This is a genomic window from Campylobacter concisus, assembly GCF_902460415.1.
Classification (GTDB): domain Bacteria; phylum Campylobacterota; class Campylobacteria; order Campylobacterales; family Campylobacteraceae; genus Campylobacter_A; species Campylobacter_A concisus_Y.
This window is the reverse complement of the sequence record NZ_CABPTY010000001.1, coordinates 200,837-219,149: the sequence shown is the minus strand read 5'-3', so window position 1 is coordinate 219,149 and position 18,313 is coordinate 200,837. Positions and strand designations below refer to the sequence as shown.

Here is an 18,313-nt window from a genome sequence, read left to right as displayed (position 1 = left end):
ATTTTTTCGTGATTTTAACAAAAACTACTAAATTTAAGGCTGAAAAATGGCTTTTATTTGCTTAAGGTAAAGCTCTCGTCCATAAGGTCAAAAACAGTTTTTTGTGAGATTTCAGAGTTTAAATTTACACTTATCCAGTGTTTTTTATTCATGTGATATGCTTTAAAAATTTGCTGCTCATCAACTAGCACCATCGCTAGATCAGGGCTACATTTTAGATTTAAAACCTCTATCATCTCGTCACTTTCAAGCCCAAGCTTGCTAGCGCTTATCTCCATAAGCAGTGCAAACCACTTCTCATTTTTCTTGTGACGAAAGGCACTAAATTTTGGATATTTTGGGAAAATTTGCTCACCTAAAATGTCAAATTTCTCTTTTATATATCTCTCAACGTCACTTCGTTTCAAAATTCACTCCAAAATTCCTTTAAAGAGCGCCCACTCTTGCTAAACTCGCTCTTTTCGGCCCAGATGCAGCGCTTCATCTTTTAAATTTAGCCTCTATCTGCATAAAGCCCCAGGTGCTTCTAGCCTCGCTAAGCTCCTTTTTGCTAAGCTCATCGATCAACATCTCTTCATTTTTGCCAAGCCTGTTCTTAACCTCGCCAAATGGGCTAATAAGCATCGAGTCACCATAAAAACTCCACTGCTCGTCCTCACTCTTATGGCTTCCCACGCGATTTACGCGAAGCACGTAGACGTTGTTTGTAAAGGCTCTAACCTTTAAAAGCTCCTCCCAACGCGCCTGCGAGAAAAACGTGCAAGCCGTTGGCACAAGCACGATATCGACCTTTTTAGCACTCATATACGCCCAGCACACGTCAAAGTGCGCCTCGTAACCAAACATGACGCCAACCTTAAATTTATCATAGGTAAAGATAGGTAAATTTAGCTCATCGCTTGTGTTATTAAAGAATTTAGCCTCATTCCAGTGAGCGTAAGGCATGAGAATTTGCTGATCATATAGCTTGACTTGTGTTGAGGTAAATTTGGCTAGACTTTTAAAAATTTCCTTGCCTTTTAGATTTACAATGGGTGCAACAATATTTAGATCGTACTTTTTTGCCATTGCAAAAAGAGCCTCTTTTTTGCGCTCGCTTTGCTCTTTTATAAGGCTTTTTGGCATGCTAATGAGCTCTTTAAAAAAACTATTTAGCACATATTCACCAAGGACAACAAGCCTTGCATTTTCGTCCGCACAAATTTTTAGGTAATAATCAAGCCTTGCCTCACTTAAAGGCTGCGTTGGTAGCTGAAGAGCACAAATTCTACTCATCATCCACCTGCTTTATGCTAAGTTTTGCGTTTTCTAAAATTTCTCTTGCTTCATTTAAGAGCTTTTTGCCCTGCTCGTGCAGCTTTATGCTATTTTCTAGACTCACATCATCTTTGTTTAGATCGTTTAAAATTTTATCTGCTAGGGCTAATTTTTCTTCAAAGCTCTGCTCTTTTTGCTCCATTTTCTATCCTTTTAATATATTTTTTATATATCCATCAAATTTTTCTATCTCGACCAAAAATGCGTCGTGGCCGTAGTTGCTATCTATCTCTACAAAATTTGTATTCTCTCCTCGCCCCATCTCGCAAAGCGCATCGTAAATTTCTCTCATGCAGCTTGGCGGAAAGAGCAGATCGCCCTTAAATGCGATTAGATGCAAATTTGCTTTTATTGGCGCAAGGGCGTCTTTTAGGTTGTCATAGTGTCTTGTGCAGTCAAAGATATTCATCATTTTTACGATATATAGGTAGCTTAGCGGATCAAACCTCTTTGGGAAATTGTAGCCGTTGTACTCCATATAGCGATCCACCTGAAAGCGCCCAGAAAGCTCATAAAGACCGTCAGTTTCTACGTAGTTTCGTCCAAATTTCTCATCCATGCTATCAGGGCTTAAAAAGCTGATATGGCCTGCCATCCTGCCGTAAGCCATACCTTTTAGCCCATTTTTTCTTATAAATTCCACGTCGTATTCGCCATTTTTGAAATTTTCATCGTTTAAAATGGCTTCGATGGCGATTTTGTTAAAAGCTATCGCCCAGGGCTTAGTCTGATAGGTACTTGCAAGCATTATAATATCTTGCGCAAATTCTGGAAACTCGATAGCGCAACAAAGTGCTTGCATACCGCCAAGACTGCCGCCGATCACAGCTCTTGCTCTTGTAATACCAAGCTCGCTAAATAGCCTCATTTGCGCCTTTACCACATCGCTTATGGCAAGGACAGGGAAATTTAACCTATACTCTTTGCCACTGCTTCTATCCACGCTTAGCGGCGAAGTCGAACCAAAGCACGATCCCAGGATATTTACGCAGATAACGTAAAATTTATCGGTATCAACCGCCTTTTTACTGCCTATTAGCCAGTCCCACCAGCCAGCTTTCTCATCGCCTGCGTAGGTGCCAGCAGCGTGGTGTGAGCCAGTTAGGGCGTGACAGATGACGATAACGTTGCTTTTATCAGCATTTAGCGTGCCGTAAGTCTCATAAATAAGCTTGAAATTTGATAGCATACGGCCACTCTCAAGATAGAGTGGCTCGTTAAATTTAATAGTTCTAGTTTGCAGGTTTAACACTAATTGACTTTGTAGTTTGGTGCCTCGTGAGTGATAACGACGTCGTGGACGTGGCTCTCTTTTAGTCCTGCGCTTGTTATCTCGACAAATTCAGCTTTTTCTTGAAGAGTTGGGATATCTTTTGCGCCGACATAACCCATCGCGCTTCTTAGGCCGCCTATTAGCTGATGTATCACATCTTTTATGCTTCCAGCAAATGGCACACGACCTTCGATACCTTCAGGTACAAGCTTGTCTTGAGCGGTGCCTTCTTGGAAGTAGCGATCAGAACTACCCTTTGTCATAGCACCTATTGAGCCCATACCACGATATACTTTGTACTGGCGACCTTGGAATGTTATCAGTTCGCCTGGGCTCTCTTCACATCCTGCTAGCAAGCTACCTGCCATAACGCACGCCGCACCTGCTGCAAGGGCTTTTGCCACGTCGCCTGAGTATTTTAAACCGCCGTCAGCGATAACTGGAATGCCATATTTCGCTGCTTCGCTTGCGCAGTCATCAATCGCTGAAATTTGAGGCACACCAACGCCAGCAACAATCCTTGTAGTACAAATAGACCCTGGTCCAATGCCTACTTTTATGCCGTCAGCTCCAGCCTCAGCTAGGTCTTTTACGGCTGCTGGGTTTGCGATATTGCCAGCTACGACGTCAACTTTAAAATTTGCTTTTACTTCTCTTAAAGTATCGATGATACCCTTTGAGTGGCCGTGAGCTGAGTCGATGACGATGACGTCTACGCCAGCATCTACAAGGGCTTTAGCGCGCTCTATCTGACCCACACCAATAGCCGCTGCCACGCGAAGTCTGCCGTAGCTATCTTTGTTTGCATTTGGATACTCTTTGCGTTTTTTTAGATCTTTTATGGTAATAAGCCCATCAAGCCTGCCATCTTTATCGACGATAGGTAGCTTCTCAACTCTATTTTGAGAGAAAATTTTCTCCGCATCATCAAGTGTGCAACCTTTTGGTGCAGTTATGAGCGGTGCTTTTGTCATGCGGTCTTTTACTAAAGTGCTCATATTTGTCTCAAATCTCAAATCGCGGTTTGTTAAAATTCCTATTAGTTTGCGGTCTTTGTCGATGACTGGAACGCCTGAAATATGAAGATCTGACATAAGGCTTAGAGCTTCAGCCACGGTCGCTTCTGGATTTATAAAGATAGGATCGATGATGACGCCACTTTCGCTTTTTTTGACGCGTTTGACCTCTTTTGCTTGGCTTTCGATATCCATATTTTTGTGGATGACGCCGATACCGCCGAGCCTTGCCATCATGATAGCAGTTCTATGCTCAGTCACCGTATCCATCGCAGCAGAGACGATCGGGATATTTAGCGTGATATTTTTGCTGATTCTGGTTTTGACATCAACTTGCTTTGGCAAAATTTCAGAGTATTGCGGCACAAGAAGCACATCCTCAAATGTTAAAGCTCTCTTTACTATCTTCATATTTTTATCCTTTTATTAAATTTTCTAGGCTCTTAGCACCATTTATCAAGGTCTGTTCGTCCCACGCTTTTGCGATGAGCTGGGCGCTCACGTTTAAATTTTGATCATCTTTGCCAACTGGCACAGAGATAGCTGGTAGGCCTGCTAAATTTACGCTGATCGTGTAGATGTCGCTTAGATAGGCTTGAAGCGGATCACTGTGTGCTCCAAATTTATAGGCTGTGCTTGGAGCAACTGGCATGAAGATAAGATCATTTTCTTCTAAAATTTTCTCGTATTGAGCTTTTATATGCGCTCTTGCTTTTTGCGCTTTGATGTAGTAAGCATCGTAATATCCGCTACTTAATACAAACGTACCAAGCAAAATTCTTCTTTTTACCTCTTCACCAAAGCCTTCAGAGCGTGAGTTTATATATAGCTCTTTTAAATTTCTAGCATCTGCGCGTCTGCCGTATCTTACGCCATCGTAGCGGCTTAAATTTGCGCTTGCCTCTGCGGTTGCTATTATGTAGTAGGTTGCGACGTCGTATTTTGAGTCTTCAAAATTTGTGTAAGTTACGCTGTGACCGTGTGATTTTAGCTTCTCGATTGCTAAATTTAAAGCGACTTTTGTCTGCTCGCTTGCGTTTTCGACGTAGTTTTTGATGACACAAATTTTTAGCTTTTTGTTGCCATCTATCTTGTCGCTAACGCTCACAAACGGTACATCTGCGCTTGTGCTATCTTTTGGGTCATGTCCAGCGATCGCGTCATATAAAATGGCTGCATCTTCTACGTTTTGAGCGATCGGACCTATTTGATCAAGGCTGCTTGAATACGCGCCAAGGCCGTATCTACTCACTCTGCCATAAGTTGGCTTGAGCCCTACGCATCCACAAAATGCCGCTGGCTGGCGAATCGAGCCACCAGTATCGCTACCAAGTGCGGCTACTGCAAGGCCAGCTGCGACTGCTGCTGCTGAGCCACCGCTACTGCCGCCTGGTACGTGAGCGTGATTTAGTGGGTTTAGTGTTTTGCCGTAAAATGAGCTCTCAGTCGTGCTTCCCATAGCAAATTCGTCCATATTTGTGCGGCCAAATGGAGCTAAATTTTTGCTAAGTAGCTTTTCTATTACGGTTGCATTATAAGGTGCTACGTAGCCTTGTAAAATTTTTGAGGCACACGTGACACTCCAGCCTTTTACTTGAATGTTGTCTTTTATAGCGATAGGCACGCCCTCGCCTAGTTTTGCGATCTCTAAATTTGCTAGCTGCTCAACATAAGCGCCAAGCTCTTTTTCTTTTATGATCTTTGCCTCAAGCTCAGCTCGTAAATCTTTTATCTCTTCAGCTGAAAATTTTAAAGCTTCTTTCAAAGTTACCACTATTTTTATCCTTTAAATTTATTAACCAAAAATATACTAAACAAGCTAGCAACGACCACCACAGCGATCGTTGCAACTATGATAGTTGCGCTTACTGGCTCACTTAGCACTTATGACCTCTTCACATCTTGGGCATAGCGCATCTTCTTTGCTAGCGTTAAATTTCCAGCATCTTGGGCATTTATGAAGCTCGCTTGCCATGATCTTAAATTTATCACCCTCTAGCTCAAACTCAGCTAACGGCTCGCTATCATCGTAAGCTTTAACCGAGCTTACCATGTAAAGATCGGCCACTTCGCGCTCGTCGTAGCTTGTGATGTTATGGTTTGTGGTCTCTAGGCTTAGCTCTAGGGTTGATTTTATCTTTTTGTCCTTTTTAAGAACGTCCACGATCTCGTTAAATTTCTCCCTGCTGGCAAAAAGCAGCTCATCTTCAAAACTAAGGTCAAACTTGATCGGCTCATAGACTAAGTCAAACGCGTCTTTTGCCTCGCCTTTGATGATCTTTGGAGCGTAGTCCATCACCTCATCGACGGTGTAAGTAAGCGTTGGAGCGATGAGTGGCAAAAGTGCCTTTGTGATGATCGCCATCGCGCTTTGAGCTGATATTCTTCTTGGAGCGTCCTTTGCATCGCAGTAAAGTCTATCTTTACAAACGTCAAGATATACGCCACTAAGATCGGCTGAAAGGAAATTTAAAAGGATGTTAAAACCCTTTGAAAAGTCGTAGTTTTTAAAGCAAGCACTCGCTTCATCAAAGACTTTTTTAGCGCGCGCTAATATCCATTTATCAAGGATGCTAAACTCTGTATTTAAGCTTTCAAGATCATTTACGTTTGCTAGCAAGAAGCGGATCGTGTTGCGAATTTTGCGGTATTGCTCGCTTATTTGTTTTAATATATCTTCGCTGATCTTTAGGTCGCTTGAATAATCACTCATACCAACCCAAAGGCGTAAAATTTCGACGCCATGAGTCTTAGCCACGTCTTGTGGAGCGATGACATTGCCCTTACTCTTACTCATCTTCTCGCCCTTGGCATCGACTGTAAAGCCGTGAGTTAGTATGCTCTCATAAGGTGCGTGAGAATTTACAGCTGTGCTTACTAGAAGTGAGCTTTGAAACCAGCCTCTGTGCTGATCTGAACCCTCAAGATACATGCTTGCAGGGTATTTACCAGCATCGTACTCATCGCTTTGCAAGACCGCATGCCATGTCGAGCCACTATCAAACCAAACGTCAAGGATATCCATCACTTTTTCTAAATTTTCAGACTTGTATCTTGAGCCTTTTGGTAACAGCTCGTCTATACTTAGCGCCCACCACGCATCAGCGCCTTTTTCTTTGAAAATGCCTGCGATGTGGTCTAAAATTTCACTATCAAATATAACTTCTTTTGTCGCTTTGTCTCTGAAAAACGCGATCGGCACGCCCCAGTCACGCTGACGAGAGATGCACCAGTCTGGGCGATTTTCTATCATCGAGCCTATTCTTTTTATACCCACGCTTGGGTAAAATTTAACCTTTTCAAGCTCCTCGCGTGCTGTTTGTCTAAGTGTTTTTCCACCTAGTTTTGCCTCGTCCATAGCGATGAACCACTGCTTTGTAGCTCTGTAAATAACAGGCTTATGCGTTCTCCAGCAGAATGGATAAGAGTGTCTAAATTTAGAGACGCTAAGTAAATTTTTGCCAAGTAGCTCTAAAATTTTCTCATTTGCTTTAAAGATATGCATACCGACAAACTCGTCTACCACGTCGCTTCTAAATAGTCCGTGATGTTTTAAGCTCTCATCGTAGCAGCCACCATCATCAACTGGCATCAAAATTTCACTAAAGCCATATTTCAAACATACATAGTAGTCGTCCTCGCCGTGTCCTGGAGCTGTATGAACAAGTCCAGTACCGCCGTCCATCATAACGTGATCGCCTAGTAAAAATTTAGATTGTCTGCCGTTTAGCGGATTTATCGTGTGAGCGTTTTCAAGCAGACTTGCTTTAAATTCTTTTTTGATCTCACCCTTGCTTAGTCCGCTTTCTACGATACTCTCAAGTAGTGGCTTTGCAAAAATCAAATTTTCAGCAGTTAGGACGTAAATTTCATCTGGATTTAGGCTTATGGCTTGATTTGCTGGAAGTGTCCAAGGCGTGGTCGTCCAAATCACTGCGCTTGCCTCTTTTACACCAAGCTTTTCTAGCGCGTCGCTGTCAAGACCAAAGGCTACATATATTGAGTAGTCCTCTTTCTCCTCGTACTCGACCTCAGCTTCAGCTAGCGCCGATCTGGCCGCCCAGCTCCAATAAACTGGCTTGCTTCTTTCTATCAAAAGGCCCTTTTTAGCGATCTCGCAAAGTGCTTTGTAGATGTCAGCCTCAAACTCAAATTTCATCGTCATGTATGGATTTTCAAAGTCGCCGATAATACCAAGAGTCTTAAACTCATCGCGCTGGATATCTATAAATTCTCTCGCGTGCTGTCTGCAAAGCTCCCTGATCTCGACCTTGCTAAGATCTTTTTTCTTATCGCCAAGCTTAACTTCGACTTGCTGCTCGATCGGCAAACCATGGCAGTCCCAGCCTGGCACGTAGCGGACGTTTTCGCCGTAAAAATAGTGCGTTTTTGTGATGATATCTTTTAAAATTTTATTTAGCGCATGTCCGATGTGTAGGTGGCCGTTTGCATACGGAGGGCCGTCGTGGATGTTGAAATTTTTAGCCGCATTTTGGCGGTTTTTCTTCATTTTTTCGTAAACCTTGCGGTCTTCGTACCATGATTTTAGTCTTTGTGGTTCATTTTGTGGAAGATTTCCGCGCATTGGGAAATTTGTCTCTGGGAGTAAAAGTGTCTCTTTGTAGTCCATTTTTTACCTTGATTTTAAAATTTGCTAATTTTACACCTGTGCTGGTTAAATCACACTGAAAAATAGTATAATGAGGCAAAAAAAAGGAGCTTAAAAATGAGACAAAGTATCTTGATAATAGGCGAAGATCTTGAGATAAATAGAGAATTTCTAAACTACATTTTTCAAAGCTACGAGGATCATTTTGGCGAGCTTGGAGTGGTCAGTTTTGCTCCAAAAAATAGCAAAGAGCTACCTTTTATGATCGAAAATTTATCAAAAGATTACGACTTTGTAAGCATTTTTGGCTCGGATGAAAATTTTGCCATCGCTGCAAAGATCGTAGCGACGCTAACTGGGGGCTCGCTCGAGCTAAAAGATAGCACGACACTTGCGCTTAAAGATAGCTTAGACTACACAAAAAATAGCTTCTTAGCCAGCCTAAATAACGCCCAGATAAATCTCATAAAAGCCAATCCAAATGAAGAGCTAGGCGAGTTTTTAGTCAAGTACGAGCCTGATTTTAGCTACTTTCATCTAATAGACATCGACACTGATAGCGCTAGAATCCTCATGCTGCCACTTGCTAAAACTTACGAGGTCGATATCACTCTTGCGCAGATCCTGCCAAATTTGATACTAGTAAGGGCAAAAAGTAATAAATTTGGTCAGATCGAGAGCTTTTTACAAGGGGTAAAAACGCTATTTTCGCAAAAATTTATCCCGCAAAAAGATGCGATCGAATTTGTAGCAAAAAGGCTCATACAAAAGGGACTTAAAATTTCATTTGCCGAGTCTTGCACGGCTGGGCTGGCGGCAGCTAAATTTGCAAGATATGGCGGCATCTCGGCTAGCTTTGATGGCTCGTTAGTAACTTATGCAAATCACATAAAGCACGAGTGGCTGGGCGTTGAGGATGAAATTTTAGATACTTACGGAGCCGTGAGCGAGCCTTGCGTAAAAGCAATGGTAAAAGGCACGCTAAGCACTACAAATACGGACTTTGCACTTGCGATTAGCGGTATAGCAGGACCAGGTGGGGGCACAGCCAGCAAGCCAGTTGGCACGGTATATGTCGCAGCCGGAGATAAAGACGGTAACATCGAGGTTGAGAGGCTTCTTTTAAAAGGAGATCGCAACTACATTAGAGAGCAGAGCGTGCTAAGCGCCTATCTATGCCTACTTCGCCTAAAAAGTGAGATATTTTTCGCATAAATTTGACTTTACTAAAAATTTATAAAAGCCTTACACTAAATTTAATGAGCCAAAATAAAATTCGGCAGCGATTTTCTAACAAAAGATCAAAAATAAAAAGCCAAATTTAGGAGGCTAAAGATGTTTAAAAAGATATTGTTTCTAGCCGTTTCTTCGTTATTTGCATTTGGTGCTCTAGCTCAAGCAGGCGAGATAAAAGCAAGCGACTCGCCCTTTGGTTACGCTAGCATTGGTGCAGAGCAAAATTTTGGCGGATACGTCGGCAAAGAGAGTAAAGAAGTCGTCGTAAAAGATAGGCAAGAGCTCGTAAAATACGCTCAAATGGGTGGTTACGTCATCTATGTGGATGGGCTCATAGACCTTAGCGAAGGCAAGATCCCACAAAATGGCAATAGCGATGGGCTGGATAAATTTATAAGTGAGATTAGCGGTGGCGAGTTTAGCTCTTATGCCAAATTTATGCAGGCTTACGGCGCTTCATGCCGTGCAAATTTAGACGGTTCGCAAGATCCAAAGTTAGCAGCGCTTCGCAAAAATTTAGCCAACGAGTACAAAAAGCTCATCGTAGTGCCGGTAACTAGCAACACCACAATAATCGGCTTAGGCGAAAACTCAGGCATAAAAGGCGGCTCGCTTTTGTTAAAAAATGTCCAAAATATCGCGATCCGTAATATGTTGATCGAAGATGCTTTTGATCCATTTCCAGATATACAAAAAAATGACGGCTTTAATGCGCAATATGATAGCGTCAGCATAGAGTCAAGCAAAAACATCTGGGTAGATCACTGCCATTTTAAGGATACGGTCGAGCTTGGTCATGTGCATTTAGCAGGCGGAGAGCTTATCAAATGGCAGACTTACGACGGACTATGCGACATCAAGGGAGACAGTGTGGCTATCACGATCTCGCACAACATCTTTGAAAACCATGACAAAACGATTTTGATTGGCTCAAGAGACTCTGATGGCAGCAGCGAAACAAGGACTATAACGGTCGCTCATAACGTTTTTGACAACTGCGCGCAACGCCTACCTATGGCACGCAATGCAAAGGTGCACGTCTATAACAACTTTTATGACTCAAAAGATGGCTTCTATGACCAAAAATACGCCATTGGCGTGCGCTTTGGCTCACTAATATACGCTCAAAACAACTACTTTACAAATGGTGTCAAGATAAGCTACAAGTGTAACAAAGGCACCATTTTTGAAAGCGGCAACATAGACCTTTCAAAAAAAGGCAGCATTTGCGAAAAGCTAACTAAGCCGCCATTTGAGCCTACATATAAATTTGAGCTCCTCGAAGCTTCAAACGTCCAAAAAGAGGTAAATCAAAACGCTGGCACTGGCAAACTAGCCGTCATAAAATAATATCACCAAAGCCCCAAGCTAGCCAAAACGCTTGGGGCTAAATTTCTCAGCCTCAAAGCCGATAAAAAAATAAATTTCACCCTTTTTTATAGGCATTTTCAACTCTTTTTTTATACTCTTTTGCACTTTCAAGGGCCTCTATAAACTCGCCACTAACCGCCCTTAAAGCGTCATTTTGAAGCTCACTCTCATCTTTAAACGACCTAATCCTTGGCGTAAAAGCGACCTCATCATCTCTAAAATCAGCCTCTTTTAGATCAAAATTTAAATTACTTATTTTGCTATTTAAGATATGCAAGGCGCATTTTCTTGGTCCAAAGATGAAATTGCGCTCATTTAAGGGCTTTAAACTCCTTACCAAGATGCCACCATAAAGTGCTGGTTCGCTCTTAAAGGAGATGTCAAAACCAAAGTTATGAAAGTAAATTTCGCCCGCCTCGCACGATCTTTTGTAGGTGTTTGCATCAAAGCAGGTGTAAATTTCAAGCTCGCTAAATTTATACTCCACGCCACTTACAACGAGGATCTTGCTTTGCATAAGCTCACGCAAAAAGCCCTGAAATTTCGCGTCAAGATGCGCTTTAAAGCCCGCTATTTTAAAAAGCTCCACTCTTTGGCTCTTGTCCAAACTTTTAAAGCTATCTAGCCTGAGTGCTTGAAATTTTTCTTTATCAAAATGACTTTGCTCTAAAAATTTACTAAGCACCGCCACCAGATCAAATTTAGCAAAATAGCTTTTAAGTAGCTCGCCAGCTAGCATCTTTGCTCCTAAATTTTTATATATTTTAAAGGGTTTGAGCTTTACAAGCTAATCTTTGATGAAATTTTACCAGCTGCCACTTGCCCCACCTCCGCCAAAACCGCCTCCGCCACCACTAAAGCCACCACCTCTTGAACTGCTTGAATGGCCGCTGCCACTGCTATTTGAGTCTGATCTATCTCGTCTGAAGCCACTGTGTGTATTTTTGCCTTGAGTATTTTTTTTAAAGGCATTTTTTAAAATAATAAAAAATATTACAAATACAATAGCAAAGACAATGAAGTAATTTTGCACGCCAAAAAATTGCTCAAATACCGTAGATATCAGCCCTGCAAAACACGCACTAAAGCCAACTCGCATAAAAAATTTACCTAAAAAGCCAGAGATAAAACACGAGATCATGCCAGCAAAAAAGGCAACTATTCCAAATGGTATCTCTTCATCTTCACTCACGCTTTCAAATTCTTCGCCACTAGCTACCTTTATGATGGCTCTTATGCCCTCTATGACGCCACCGCCCATATCTCCTTGCTTAAATTTTGGCACTATCACATCATTTATGATCTGGCTAGAAATAGCGTCAGTTAGTACGCCTTCAAGCCCATAACCAACTTCTATACGTACTTTTCTCTCGTTTGGAGCGATTATTAAAAGCACTCCATTACTGCTTTGTTTTTGTCCCAGCTTATAGTCTCTAGCTATCTCAAGAGAGATCTCTTCTATGCTTTTATTTTCTAGTGATTTAAGCGTCACGATAGCAATTTGTGTCGTGCTATTTTGCTCGTAATTTTGCACTAAGTTTAAAAGCTCAGCTTTCTCATTTTTAGAGAAAATTTGAGCCTCGTCATTTATCTGCTCGTTAAAATTTATGGCAAAACAAAAGCAAAATACAAAAAATAAAAGAGCAAAAATTTTCTTCATCATTTCTCAAATGAAACTTTTGGATTTATCTTCTCTTCGTTACTTATTTCAAGATTTTGTTTTGGCTTTAGCTCAGGATAAAAAGCACTTGCTATAAATTTATTTGGAAAGCTTCTAAGGGCTACGTTATACTCTTTTACAGCTTCGATATAATCATGCATTGCTACGCTTATGCGGTTTTGCGTACCTTCAAGCTGACTCTGAAGAGATAAGAAATTTTGATTTGCTTTTAGCTCTGGGTAGTTCTCACTAACTGCCATAAGCCTGCCAAGTGCCAAACCAAATGAGCTTTGTGCTGTCATAAATTCTTTCATCTTAACTTCATCGCTAAGGCCGCTTGCATCAACGCTTACTTGCATGCTCTTGCTTCTAGCATTTGCCACATCTTCAAAAATTTTTTGCTCATGGGCCGCGTAGCCTTTTACAGTTTCAACCAAATTTGGCACAAGCTCGGCTCTTCTTTTATATTGATTTAACACCTGCGACCACTTTGCATTTACATTTTCATCAAGTGCAACAAATGAATTTATATACTTAAAAGCACCAAAAGCTAGTACAGCGATAACTACGATAACGGATATTAAATTTTTCATATTTTTTCCTTTAACGAAGAAATATTAATAAAAGAGGGCTTAAAAAATAGTATGAATTTGAAGATAAAATGAGTGCGAATTTACGCACTCATTTTATGAAGATTAAATATCTGTTTGGATCTTGTCTTCTATTTGGATATGGATAGTTTTGCCATTTACTTGATCTACACTTGAATAGCCTTTAAATCCAGCATCTACATGTATAGAAGGATCTTTTTCTAACTCCCACTTACCTTTGATATCCACTTTATTGGTTGCGTCACCTTTTATCTTAAGAACAGTGTTTAGATTATCAGTGATATCAAATATGTTTTGTGCATTCAATTCTTTAATTTCTGTTTTGCCTTTAAGCTCAATATTTTCAAAGCTTTCTACTTTTGAATCAAGATTACGAATATTGTTAAAGTTAACTTTGTCGCCATCAAAGACCAAAGTATCGTTGCCTTTGCCACCTTTCATATCTTTTGTTGCATCATATTTAACCGTATAGTTTTGAACATTTATATGAAGTGATTTATCATAAGGCTCGTAAGACTTAGACACTAAACCATCCGAATCCGAGGTCTTAAGAGTAGCTTTGACTTCCAAATCATAAGCTGATCTAGCATTAATATCTAATGATTGCTCGAATACACCTTTTGTTATATCTTCAGCCGATAAAGTATGTGTTGCAGTCTTGGTTAGTGCATGGTGGTTGTCTGGATCAGTGTATTTAAACTCTACCGTATCTCCATTTCTAGCATCTTCATTAAGATAAACTTTAACCGTAGTAGATCTCTCGCCACTTTCTGAGGTTTTTATATCTTTATTAAACATGATACCTCTTATAGCATCGATTTCAGCATGTGCTGTATCGCTTACTGTTTTGCTCTCACCAAATGTGTCAGTTAGAGTAACTTCAGCTTTTGTTTCTTTATCAACTGCGATAGTAGCATCAAGATCAAGTGGATTATCTCTATCAAGCGTTTGTTGAGAACCATCATCTAAATTTTTAAGTGTAATTTTTCCATTTACATCTTTTTTCATAACTTCGTAATGATTAGTCGCAGTAGATCCATCAGGATTTGTTATCTTGACATCTATCTTATCACCAGCTATAACACTTCCCGGAATAGAAACATGAACCTTTGAAATTTTACTACCTGACTCATCTCTTGAGATAATGCCATTGTCATTTTTGTCAGCAACTATGCTTACACTTAATCCCGCATCACTTAAAGGAGCAAGCTGTACTTTAGCTTCACTGCTAGTTGTAGTCTCAGCACCATTTTTTATAGTAGCTACTGCACTAGTATCACGACCTGGAAGCATAGCAACGCCAGGAATTTTTATAGTGTTGTTTTTTAGGTTCAGAGTATCCTGAGTATCTTCGTTTTTAACTGAAATTATACCATTAGCATTTCCTGTGACAGTATAAGTTATAGGTCTAGTTGACGTAGAGCCATCGGCTTTAGGCTCTTTGATAGTCACTGTTACTTTATCACCCGCTACAACACTATATGGTAATTGAACACTTATGGTTGTCTTTTTTATATCGTTGTCCAAAATAGCTTCATCCCTGTCTATTACATTATCTCTACTTGCATTATCTTCAACAAATTCGACTTTTAGACCTTTGGTGTCCATCGCTTGAAGCGTAGCTTTAGCTATTTTTGTCACTCCATTTATAGTAGCTTCAACCACTGCTGGATTATTTTTATCGATATGAACATCAGAAATTCTTAGTTTATTTCCTGGCTCAAGTGTAACAAGTCTGCCATCTGAATCTTTTATGGTAACGTCTGTACCATCATTTGAAACAACAGTATAAGTTTTCTCTGCTCCACCATTTACCTTGACTTTTATAATATCATCACTTTTTACAGTAGTTGGAATTTGAAGTATTGCCGAAGTGGTATTTAATTTTCCATCATCCATAGCTTCATATCTACTTAGAACTCCATTTCTATTTGTATCTTCATATATAAATAGTCTAAATCCGCTTCCAGATCCATTGCCTTGAGCATCAAGTGTGATATCACTAGTTGTGTCTCAACCTCATTAGCACCAGTCTTATCAGCACCAGTCTTATCAGTAACCTTGGCATTAATGATAGTCTTATGATCTTCTGTTAAGTCAAGTGTATATTTGACCACCTTATTGCGGTCAGCATCATCTGTAATATCAAGCTCTTCACTACCATTTTTGGCTATTAATTTGCCGTTATTGTCTTTTACTATCTCATATGTCTTGATTGTTTTATTATTTGGCGTGTCTTCGTTATGTGACTCTACTATTAATTTATCACCTAAAACAAAATTTGAAGGAAGCTTGATAGTTGCTATAGTAGTCGCTCCAGTTGCCTCTGCACTACCCAAGATGCCATCATTATCGGTATCTTTTTCAAAAGTGATTCTCATATCATCATTAAGCGTTTCAAGGATGTTATGATTTTCAGCTTCAGCTTTCTTGCCGCCACTTGCATCGGTGGTCTCAGTAGTTACATTTATGGTCTTGCCAGCAATGATCTCTACGCCAGGAATTTCTATCTCATTATTCTTTGTAGCATTTGTAGTAATGGTTTCTTTAGTACCATCTTCTTTTTCATGTTCTAACTTTATTTCTCCATTTACATTGCTTATAACATTATACTTTTTAGTCTCAGATGAAGTACCATTATCTATTTTTACAGTTACCACATCACCAGCTATAACATTGTTTGGTACTTTTACCACTATCGTAGTTTTATGTAGATCGTGATCCTCTCCGTCTTTACTCTCAGCTCTCGTTAAAGACACATTGCCGTCAGCATCCTCTTTGAAATATACCGCCATATCGTTTATATTTGAGATAGTAACTGTGCTTGCATCTTCTGCATGCTGAATACCATCTTTATCTTTTATCTCAGCTGTTACTTTAGTTTCTAGACCAGTTGCTGTCTTAATGCCAGAAATTTTAAAGCTTCTACCATCTGTTTCTGTATCTATTTTATTGCCATCGCTATCTTTTACAAAGAACTTACCATTATTATCTTTTCCAATAGTATATTTTATTTCTCTAGCAGTAGCTTCATTTGGCTCTTTTATAGTTACAGTTAGTTTATCTCCACTTACTACATTTTTAGGAAGCTTTATAGTGACTGTTGTGCTATTAAGATCATGATCACTCATAGCTTGCTCCCTACTCATACTCCTAGTGCCATTAGCCTCTCCAAAGATAACTTCAGGTTTTTTTACATATTCTAAACTGGCCGATACTTCTGGCTCATTTATAGATGTATGTCTGCCTGGTGTCATGTTTGTGATGCTAGCTCTGATAGTCGTATCTTGTCCATTTCTTAGATCAAAGCCTGGTACTTTAAATGAGTATTGATTATAACTCTCTTTTGTCAATGGGAAATTTTGTTCGCCATTGCCGATCTCTGTTATACTTGTTACCTCACCTTTATCATTCATATTTATAGTGAAATTTCTTGTATAAACGCCATTTGTAGGCTCGTTTATAGTAAGTGTAACTATGTCACCATTATCTATTTTATTCGGAAGTCTTATAAGAGCTGTTGTCTCATTTACTTCATGCTCATCCATACTCTCTTGTCTTGAAATTTCATGAAGAGTCTTTTCTTCTGGTAATGTCATTTCTAAATTTCTACCAATAGGCATTACACTATCTTGATCTGAATTTTCACTTTTTACATTACCATCTTTATCCACTACATGAGCACTAGCAGATGTTCTTACATCTGGAAATATTGGAAGAGATGTATTTACTTTTTGATTATCAATCATCTCTTGTGTAAGAGTGATAGATTTTTCTAAATTTTGAGATGGATGTAATGGATCAGTATAAGTTATGACAATCTTATCACCAACAACCACATCTTTTGGTAGAGTAGTTATTTCTACTGTAGTGCTTCTAAAGTCATTGTCTTTACTATTTTCTTGATCATTTAAATAACCATCACCATCTTTGCTGTCTTGATCCTCTGTAAATGTCAAAGTCGGCTTCACATCAAGAGTAGTAGAGTCACTTGCAGTTGCACTTATCATTGTGTTTGTACGATCTGATACAAAAGCTTCTACTTTTGAAGGCTTACCATGTTCAACTGGCATATTACCTATCTTATATCCATTATTTATTATGTCTTCATTAATAGTTACATTTCTAGGCTCGGTTGTGCCATTAGGCTTTGTTAAAGTCACGTGAAGCACATCTCCGACAATCACATCTTTTACAGTTATAAGGACTGGAGTTTCATTTAATTTGCCATCTTTAGCATTTTCAGTATATGTTAATAGATTATTATCAGGACCGTTATCCTCTGTAAATTTAACCTCTGGAGCACTAAAGCCACTTGAAGTTACGCTATCTTCACTTCTGCCACTAACATTTCCTTGAAAATTTGTAATAGTTGCATCAACTTTTGAAATTTTACCAGTCTGTATTGGAGCATCAAACTGATAACCATTGCTTATGATAGTTGGAGTGATAGGAATTGTTTTATTTTCAGTATTGCCATCTGGTTTAGTTATAGTGATATTTAGTATATCTCCAGCCCTTACTGTACCATCATTTGGAATCGTAATAAGAACTTTTGATGTATTTAAATTTGTATCGCGTGCATGCTCAACCCTACTTAAAGTACCATCGTTATTAAGATCGCTTATAAAAGTTACAAGAGGATTGCTTGGGATTATAGTATCATCTCCACCATTGTATCCGCTTATTGGGCTATCGTATGATGCAAAAGCTCTGTTTGTATCACTTAAATTTCTATATGTTGCATTAATGTTTGAGTAGTGACCACCCTCAGCAAATTTAGCGTCACTTAGACTAACACCATCTCCACCACCAGCAGCAGTGTTTCCACCAGCTGCGGTCTCTTCAAGTTTTGTTAGATCTCCGTCATTTAAAATAGCATTTTGCAAATCGCTAACATCTGCCAAGCCCTCCGCGCCTATAGTACTTTGATTTAAAGCAAGTGTATCATTGCCTACAATCGTAATTTCTTTTCCATTATTTGAAACGATTGTTATTTTATCAGCTGCATCGCTTGTCTTGATGCTCTCTCCCATATAAAGGATGTCACCTACTTTTAGCTCTCTCTCATTTCCGTTTTGATCGATAGCGACCGCCTTGCCACTAATAAATTTTACCACTCCAGCTTCTTTAGCCAAGATTACTGCTTATTACTTTTTGTATTATTTAAATTTTTGCGTGATTATATACTATCTTTATAAGATATAACTTTATATGAGA

The 18,313-nt window shown here is 39.7% G+C and carries 14 protein-coding genes; 2 read left to right on the top strand and 12 right to left on the bottom strand.

The genetic code is table 11. From position 1 onward, the window contains the following. Positions 1-53: 53 nt before the first annotated feature. From FZ940_RS01040 to ileS, 7 genes are all read right to left on the bottom strand, one after another. A complete protein-coding gene (locus FZ940_RS01040; RefSeq protein ID WP_148821183.1) occupies positions 54-407 on the bottom strand; it encodes an MmcQ/YjbR family DNA-binding protein in 354 nt (117 codons plus the stop codon). A 73-nt stretch (positions 408-480) separates the two neighbouring features. After that, complete coding sequence (locus FZ940_RS01035) at positions 481-1,275, bottom strand: carbon-nitrogen hydrolase family protein (protein ID WP_148821182.1); 795 nt, start codon at positions 1,273-1,275, stop codon at positions 481-483. Further along, positions 1,268-1,459 (bottom strand): exodeoxyribonuclease VII small subunit, encoded by a 192-nt coding sequence (xseB, locus tag FZ940_RS01030; protein WP_004317712.1) that lies wholly within the window; start codon positions 1,457-1,459, stop codon positions 1,268-1,270. The genes FZ940_RS01035 and xseB overlap by 8 nt, the downstream gene beginning before the upstream one ends. A gap of 3 nt (positions 1,460-1,462) precedes the next feature. Further along, a complete protein-coding gene (gene metX / locus FZ940_RS01025) occupies positions 1,463-2,569 on the bottom strand; it encodes a homoserine O-acetyltransferase MetX (RefSeq protein ID WP_148821181.1) in 1,107 nt (368 codons plus the stop codon). Beyond that, the gene (gene guaB / locus FZ940_RS01020) at positions 2,569-4,017 is read right to left on the bottom strand and encodes an IMP dehydrogenase (RefSeq protein ID WP_148821180.1); all 1,449 of its coding nucleotides are present in this window, start codon (positions 4,015-4,017) and stop codon (positions 2,569-2,571) included. The genes metX and guaB overlap by 1 nt, the downstream gene beginning before the upstream one ends. A gap of 4 nt (positions 4,018-4,021) precedes the next feature. Further along, positions 4,022-5,380, bottom strand: a complete 1,359-nt coding sequence (gatA, locus tag FZ940_RS01015; protein WP_148821179.1) for an Asp-tRNA(Asn)/Glu-tRNA(Gln) amidotransferase subunit GatA — start codon at positions 5,378-5,380, stop codon at positions 4,022-4,024. A 99-nt stretch (positions 5,381-5,479) separates the two neighbouring features. Continuing rightward, on the bottom strand, positions 5,480-8,236 hold the full coding sequence (gene ileS, locus FZ940_RS01010; RefSeq protein WP_148821178.1) for an isoleucine--tRNA ligase: 2,757 nt from the start codon (positions 8,234-8,236) through the stop codon (positions 5,480-5,482). Between the two features lie 96 nt (positions 8,237-8,332). On the opposite strand from ileS, the gene FZ940_RS01005 reads away from it, so the two are divergent. Next, on the top strand, positions 8,333-9,430 hold the full coding sequence (locus FZ940_RS01005) for a CinA family protein (protein WP_148821177.1): 1,098 nt from the start codon (positions 8,333-8,335) through the stop codon (positions 9,428-9,430). Positions 9,431-9,550: 120 nt separating this feature from the next. Beyond that, positions 9,551-10,801 carry a pectate lyase family protein gene (locus FZ940_RS01000; protein WP_148821176.1) on the top strand — a complete coding sequence of 417 codons (1,251 nt, stop codon included), beginning with the start codon at positions 9,551-9,553 and terminating at the stop codon, positions 10,799-10,801. Positions 10,802-10,877: 76 nt separating this feature from the next. On the opposite strand, the gene FZ940_RS00995 is transcribed toward FZ940_RS01000, so the two are convergent. From FZ940_RS00995 to FZ940_RS00975, 5 genes are all read right to left on the bottom strand, one after another. Next, on the bottom strand, positions 10,878-11,561 hold the full coding sequence (locus FZ940_RS00995; RefSeq protein ID WP_148821175.1) for an ABC transporter substrate-binding protein: 684 nt from the start codon (positions 11,559-11,561) through the stop codon (positions 10,878-10,880). A 66-nt stretch (positions 11,562-11,627) separates the two neighbouring features. After that, a complete protein-coding gene (locus FZ940_RS00990) occupies positions 11,628-12,482 on the bottom strand; it encodes a TPM domain-containing protein (protein WP_187422122.1) in 855 nt (284 codons plus the stop codon). Next, the gene (locus tag FZ940_RS00985; RefSeq protein ID WP_148821173.1) at positions 12,482-13,075 is read right to left on the bottom strand and encodes a LemA family protein; all 594 of its coding nucleotides are present in this window, start codon (positions 13,073-13,075) and stop codon (positions 12,482-12,484) included. Before FZ940_RS00985 ends, FZ940_RS00990 begins: the two co-directional genes overlap by 1 nt. Before the next feature lie 102 nt (positions 13,076-13,177). Further along, on the bottom strand, positions 13,178-14,992 hold the full coding sequence (locus tag FZ940_RS00980; protein ID WP_148821172.1) for a hypothetical protein: 1,815 nt from the start codon (positions 14,990-14,992) through the stop codon (positions 13,178-13,180). A gap of 14 nt (positions 14,993-15,006) precedes the next feature. Continuing rightward, positions 15,007-18,231 (bottom strand): hypothetical protein, encoded by a 3,225-nt coding sequence (locus FZ940_RS00975; RefSeq protein ID WP_148821171.1) that lies wholly within the window; start codon positions 18,229-18,231, stop codon positions 15,007-15,009. Positions 18,232-18,313: the final 82 nt, after the last annotated feature.

Excerpts from the sequence above, each read along its gene's own strand:
- FZ940_RS01035 (WP_148821182.1), bottom strand. The coding sequence starts at position 1,275 with ATGAGTAGAATTTGTGCTCTTCAGCTACCAACGCAGCCTTTAAGTGAG.
- xseB (WP_004317712.1), bottom strand. The coding sequence starts at position 1,459 with ATGGAGCAAAAAGAGCAGAGCTTTGAAGAAAAATTAGCCCTAGCAGAT.
- guaB (WP_148821180.1), bottom strand. The coding sequence starts at position 4,017 with ATGAAGATAGTAAAGAGAGCTTTAACATTTGAGGATGTGCTTCTTGTG.
- ileS (WP_148821178.1), bottom strand. The coding sequence starts at position 8,236 with ATGGACTACAAAGAGACACTTTTACTCCCAGAGACAAATTTCCCAATG.
- FZ940_RS01005 (WP_148821177.1), top strand. The coding sequence starts at position 8,333 with ATGAGACAAAGTATCTTGATAATAGGCGAAGATCTTGAGATAAATAGA.
- FZ940_RS01000 (WP_148821176.1), top strand. The coding sequence starts at position 9,551 with ATGTTTAAAAAGATATTGTTTCTAGCCGTTTCTTCGTTATTTGCATTT.
- FZ940_RS00995 (WP_148821175.1), bottom strand. The coding sequence starts at position 11,561 with ATGCTAGCTGGCGAGCTACTTAAAAGCTATTTTGCTAAATTTGATCTG.
- FZ940_RS00990 (WP_187422122.1), bottom strand. The coding sequence starts at position 12,482 with ATGAAGAAAATTTTTGCTCTTTTATTTTTTGTATTTTGCTTTTGTTTT.
- FZ940_RS00985 (WP_148821173.1), bottom strand. The coding sequence starts at position 13,075 with ATGAAAAATTTAATATCCGTTATCGTAGTTATCGCTGTACTAGCTTTT.
- FZ940_RS00980 (WP_148821172.1), bottom strand. The coding sequence starts at position 14,992 with ATGGATGATGGAAAATTAAATACCACTTCGGCAATACTTCAAATTCCA.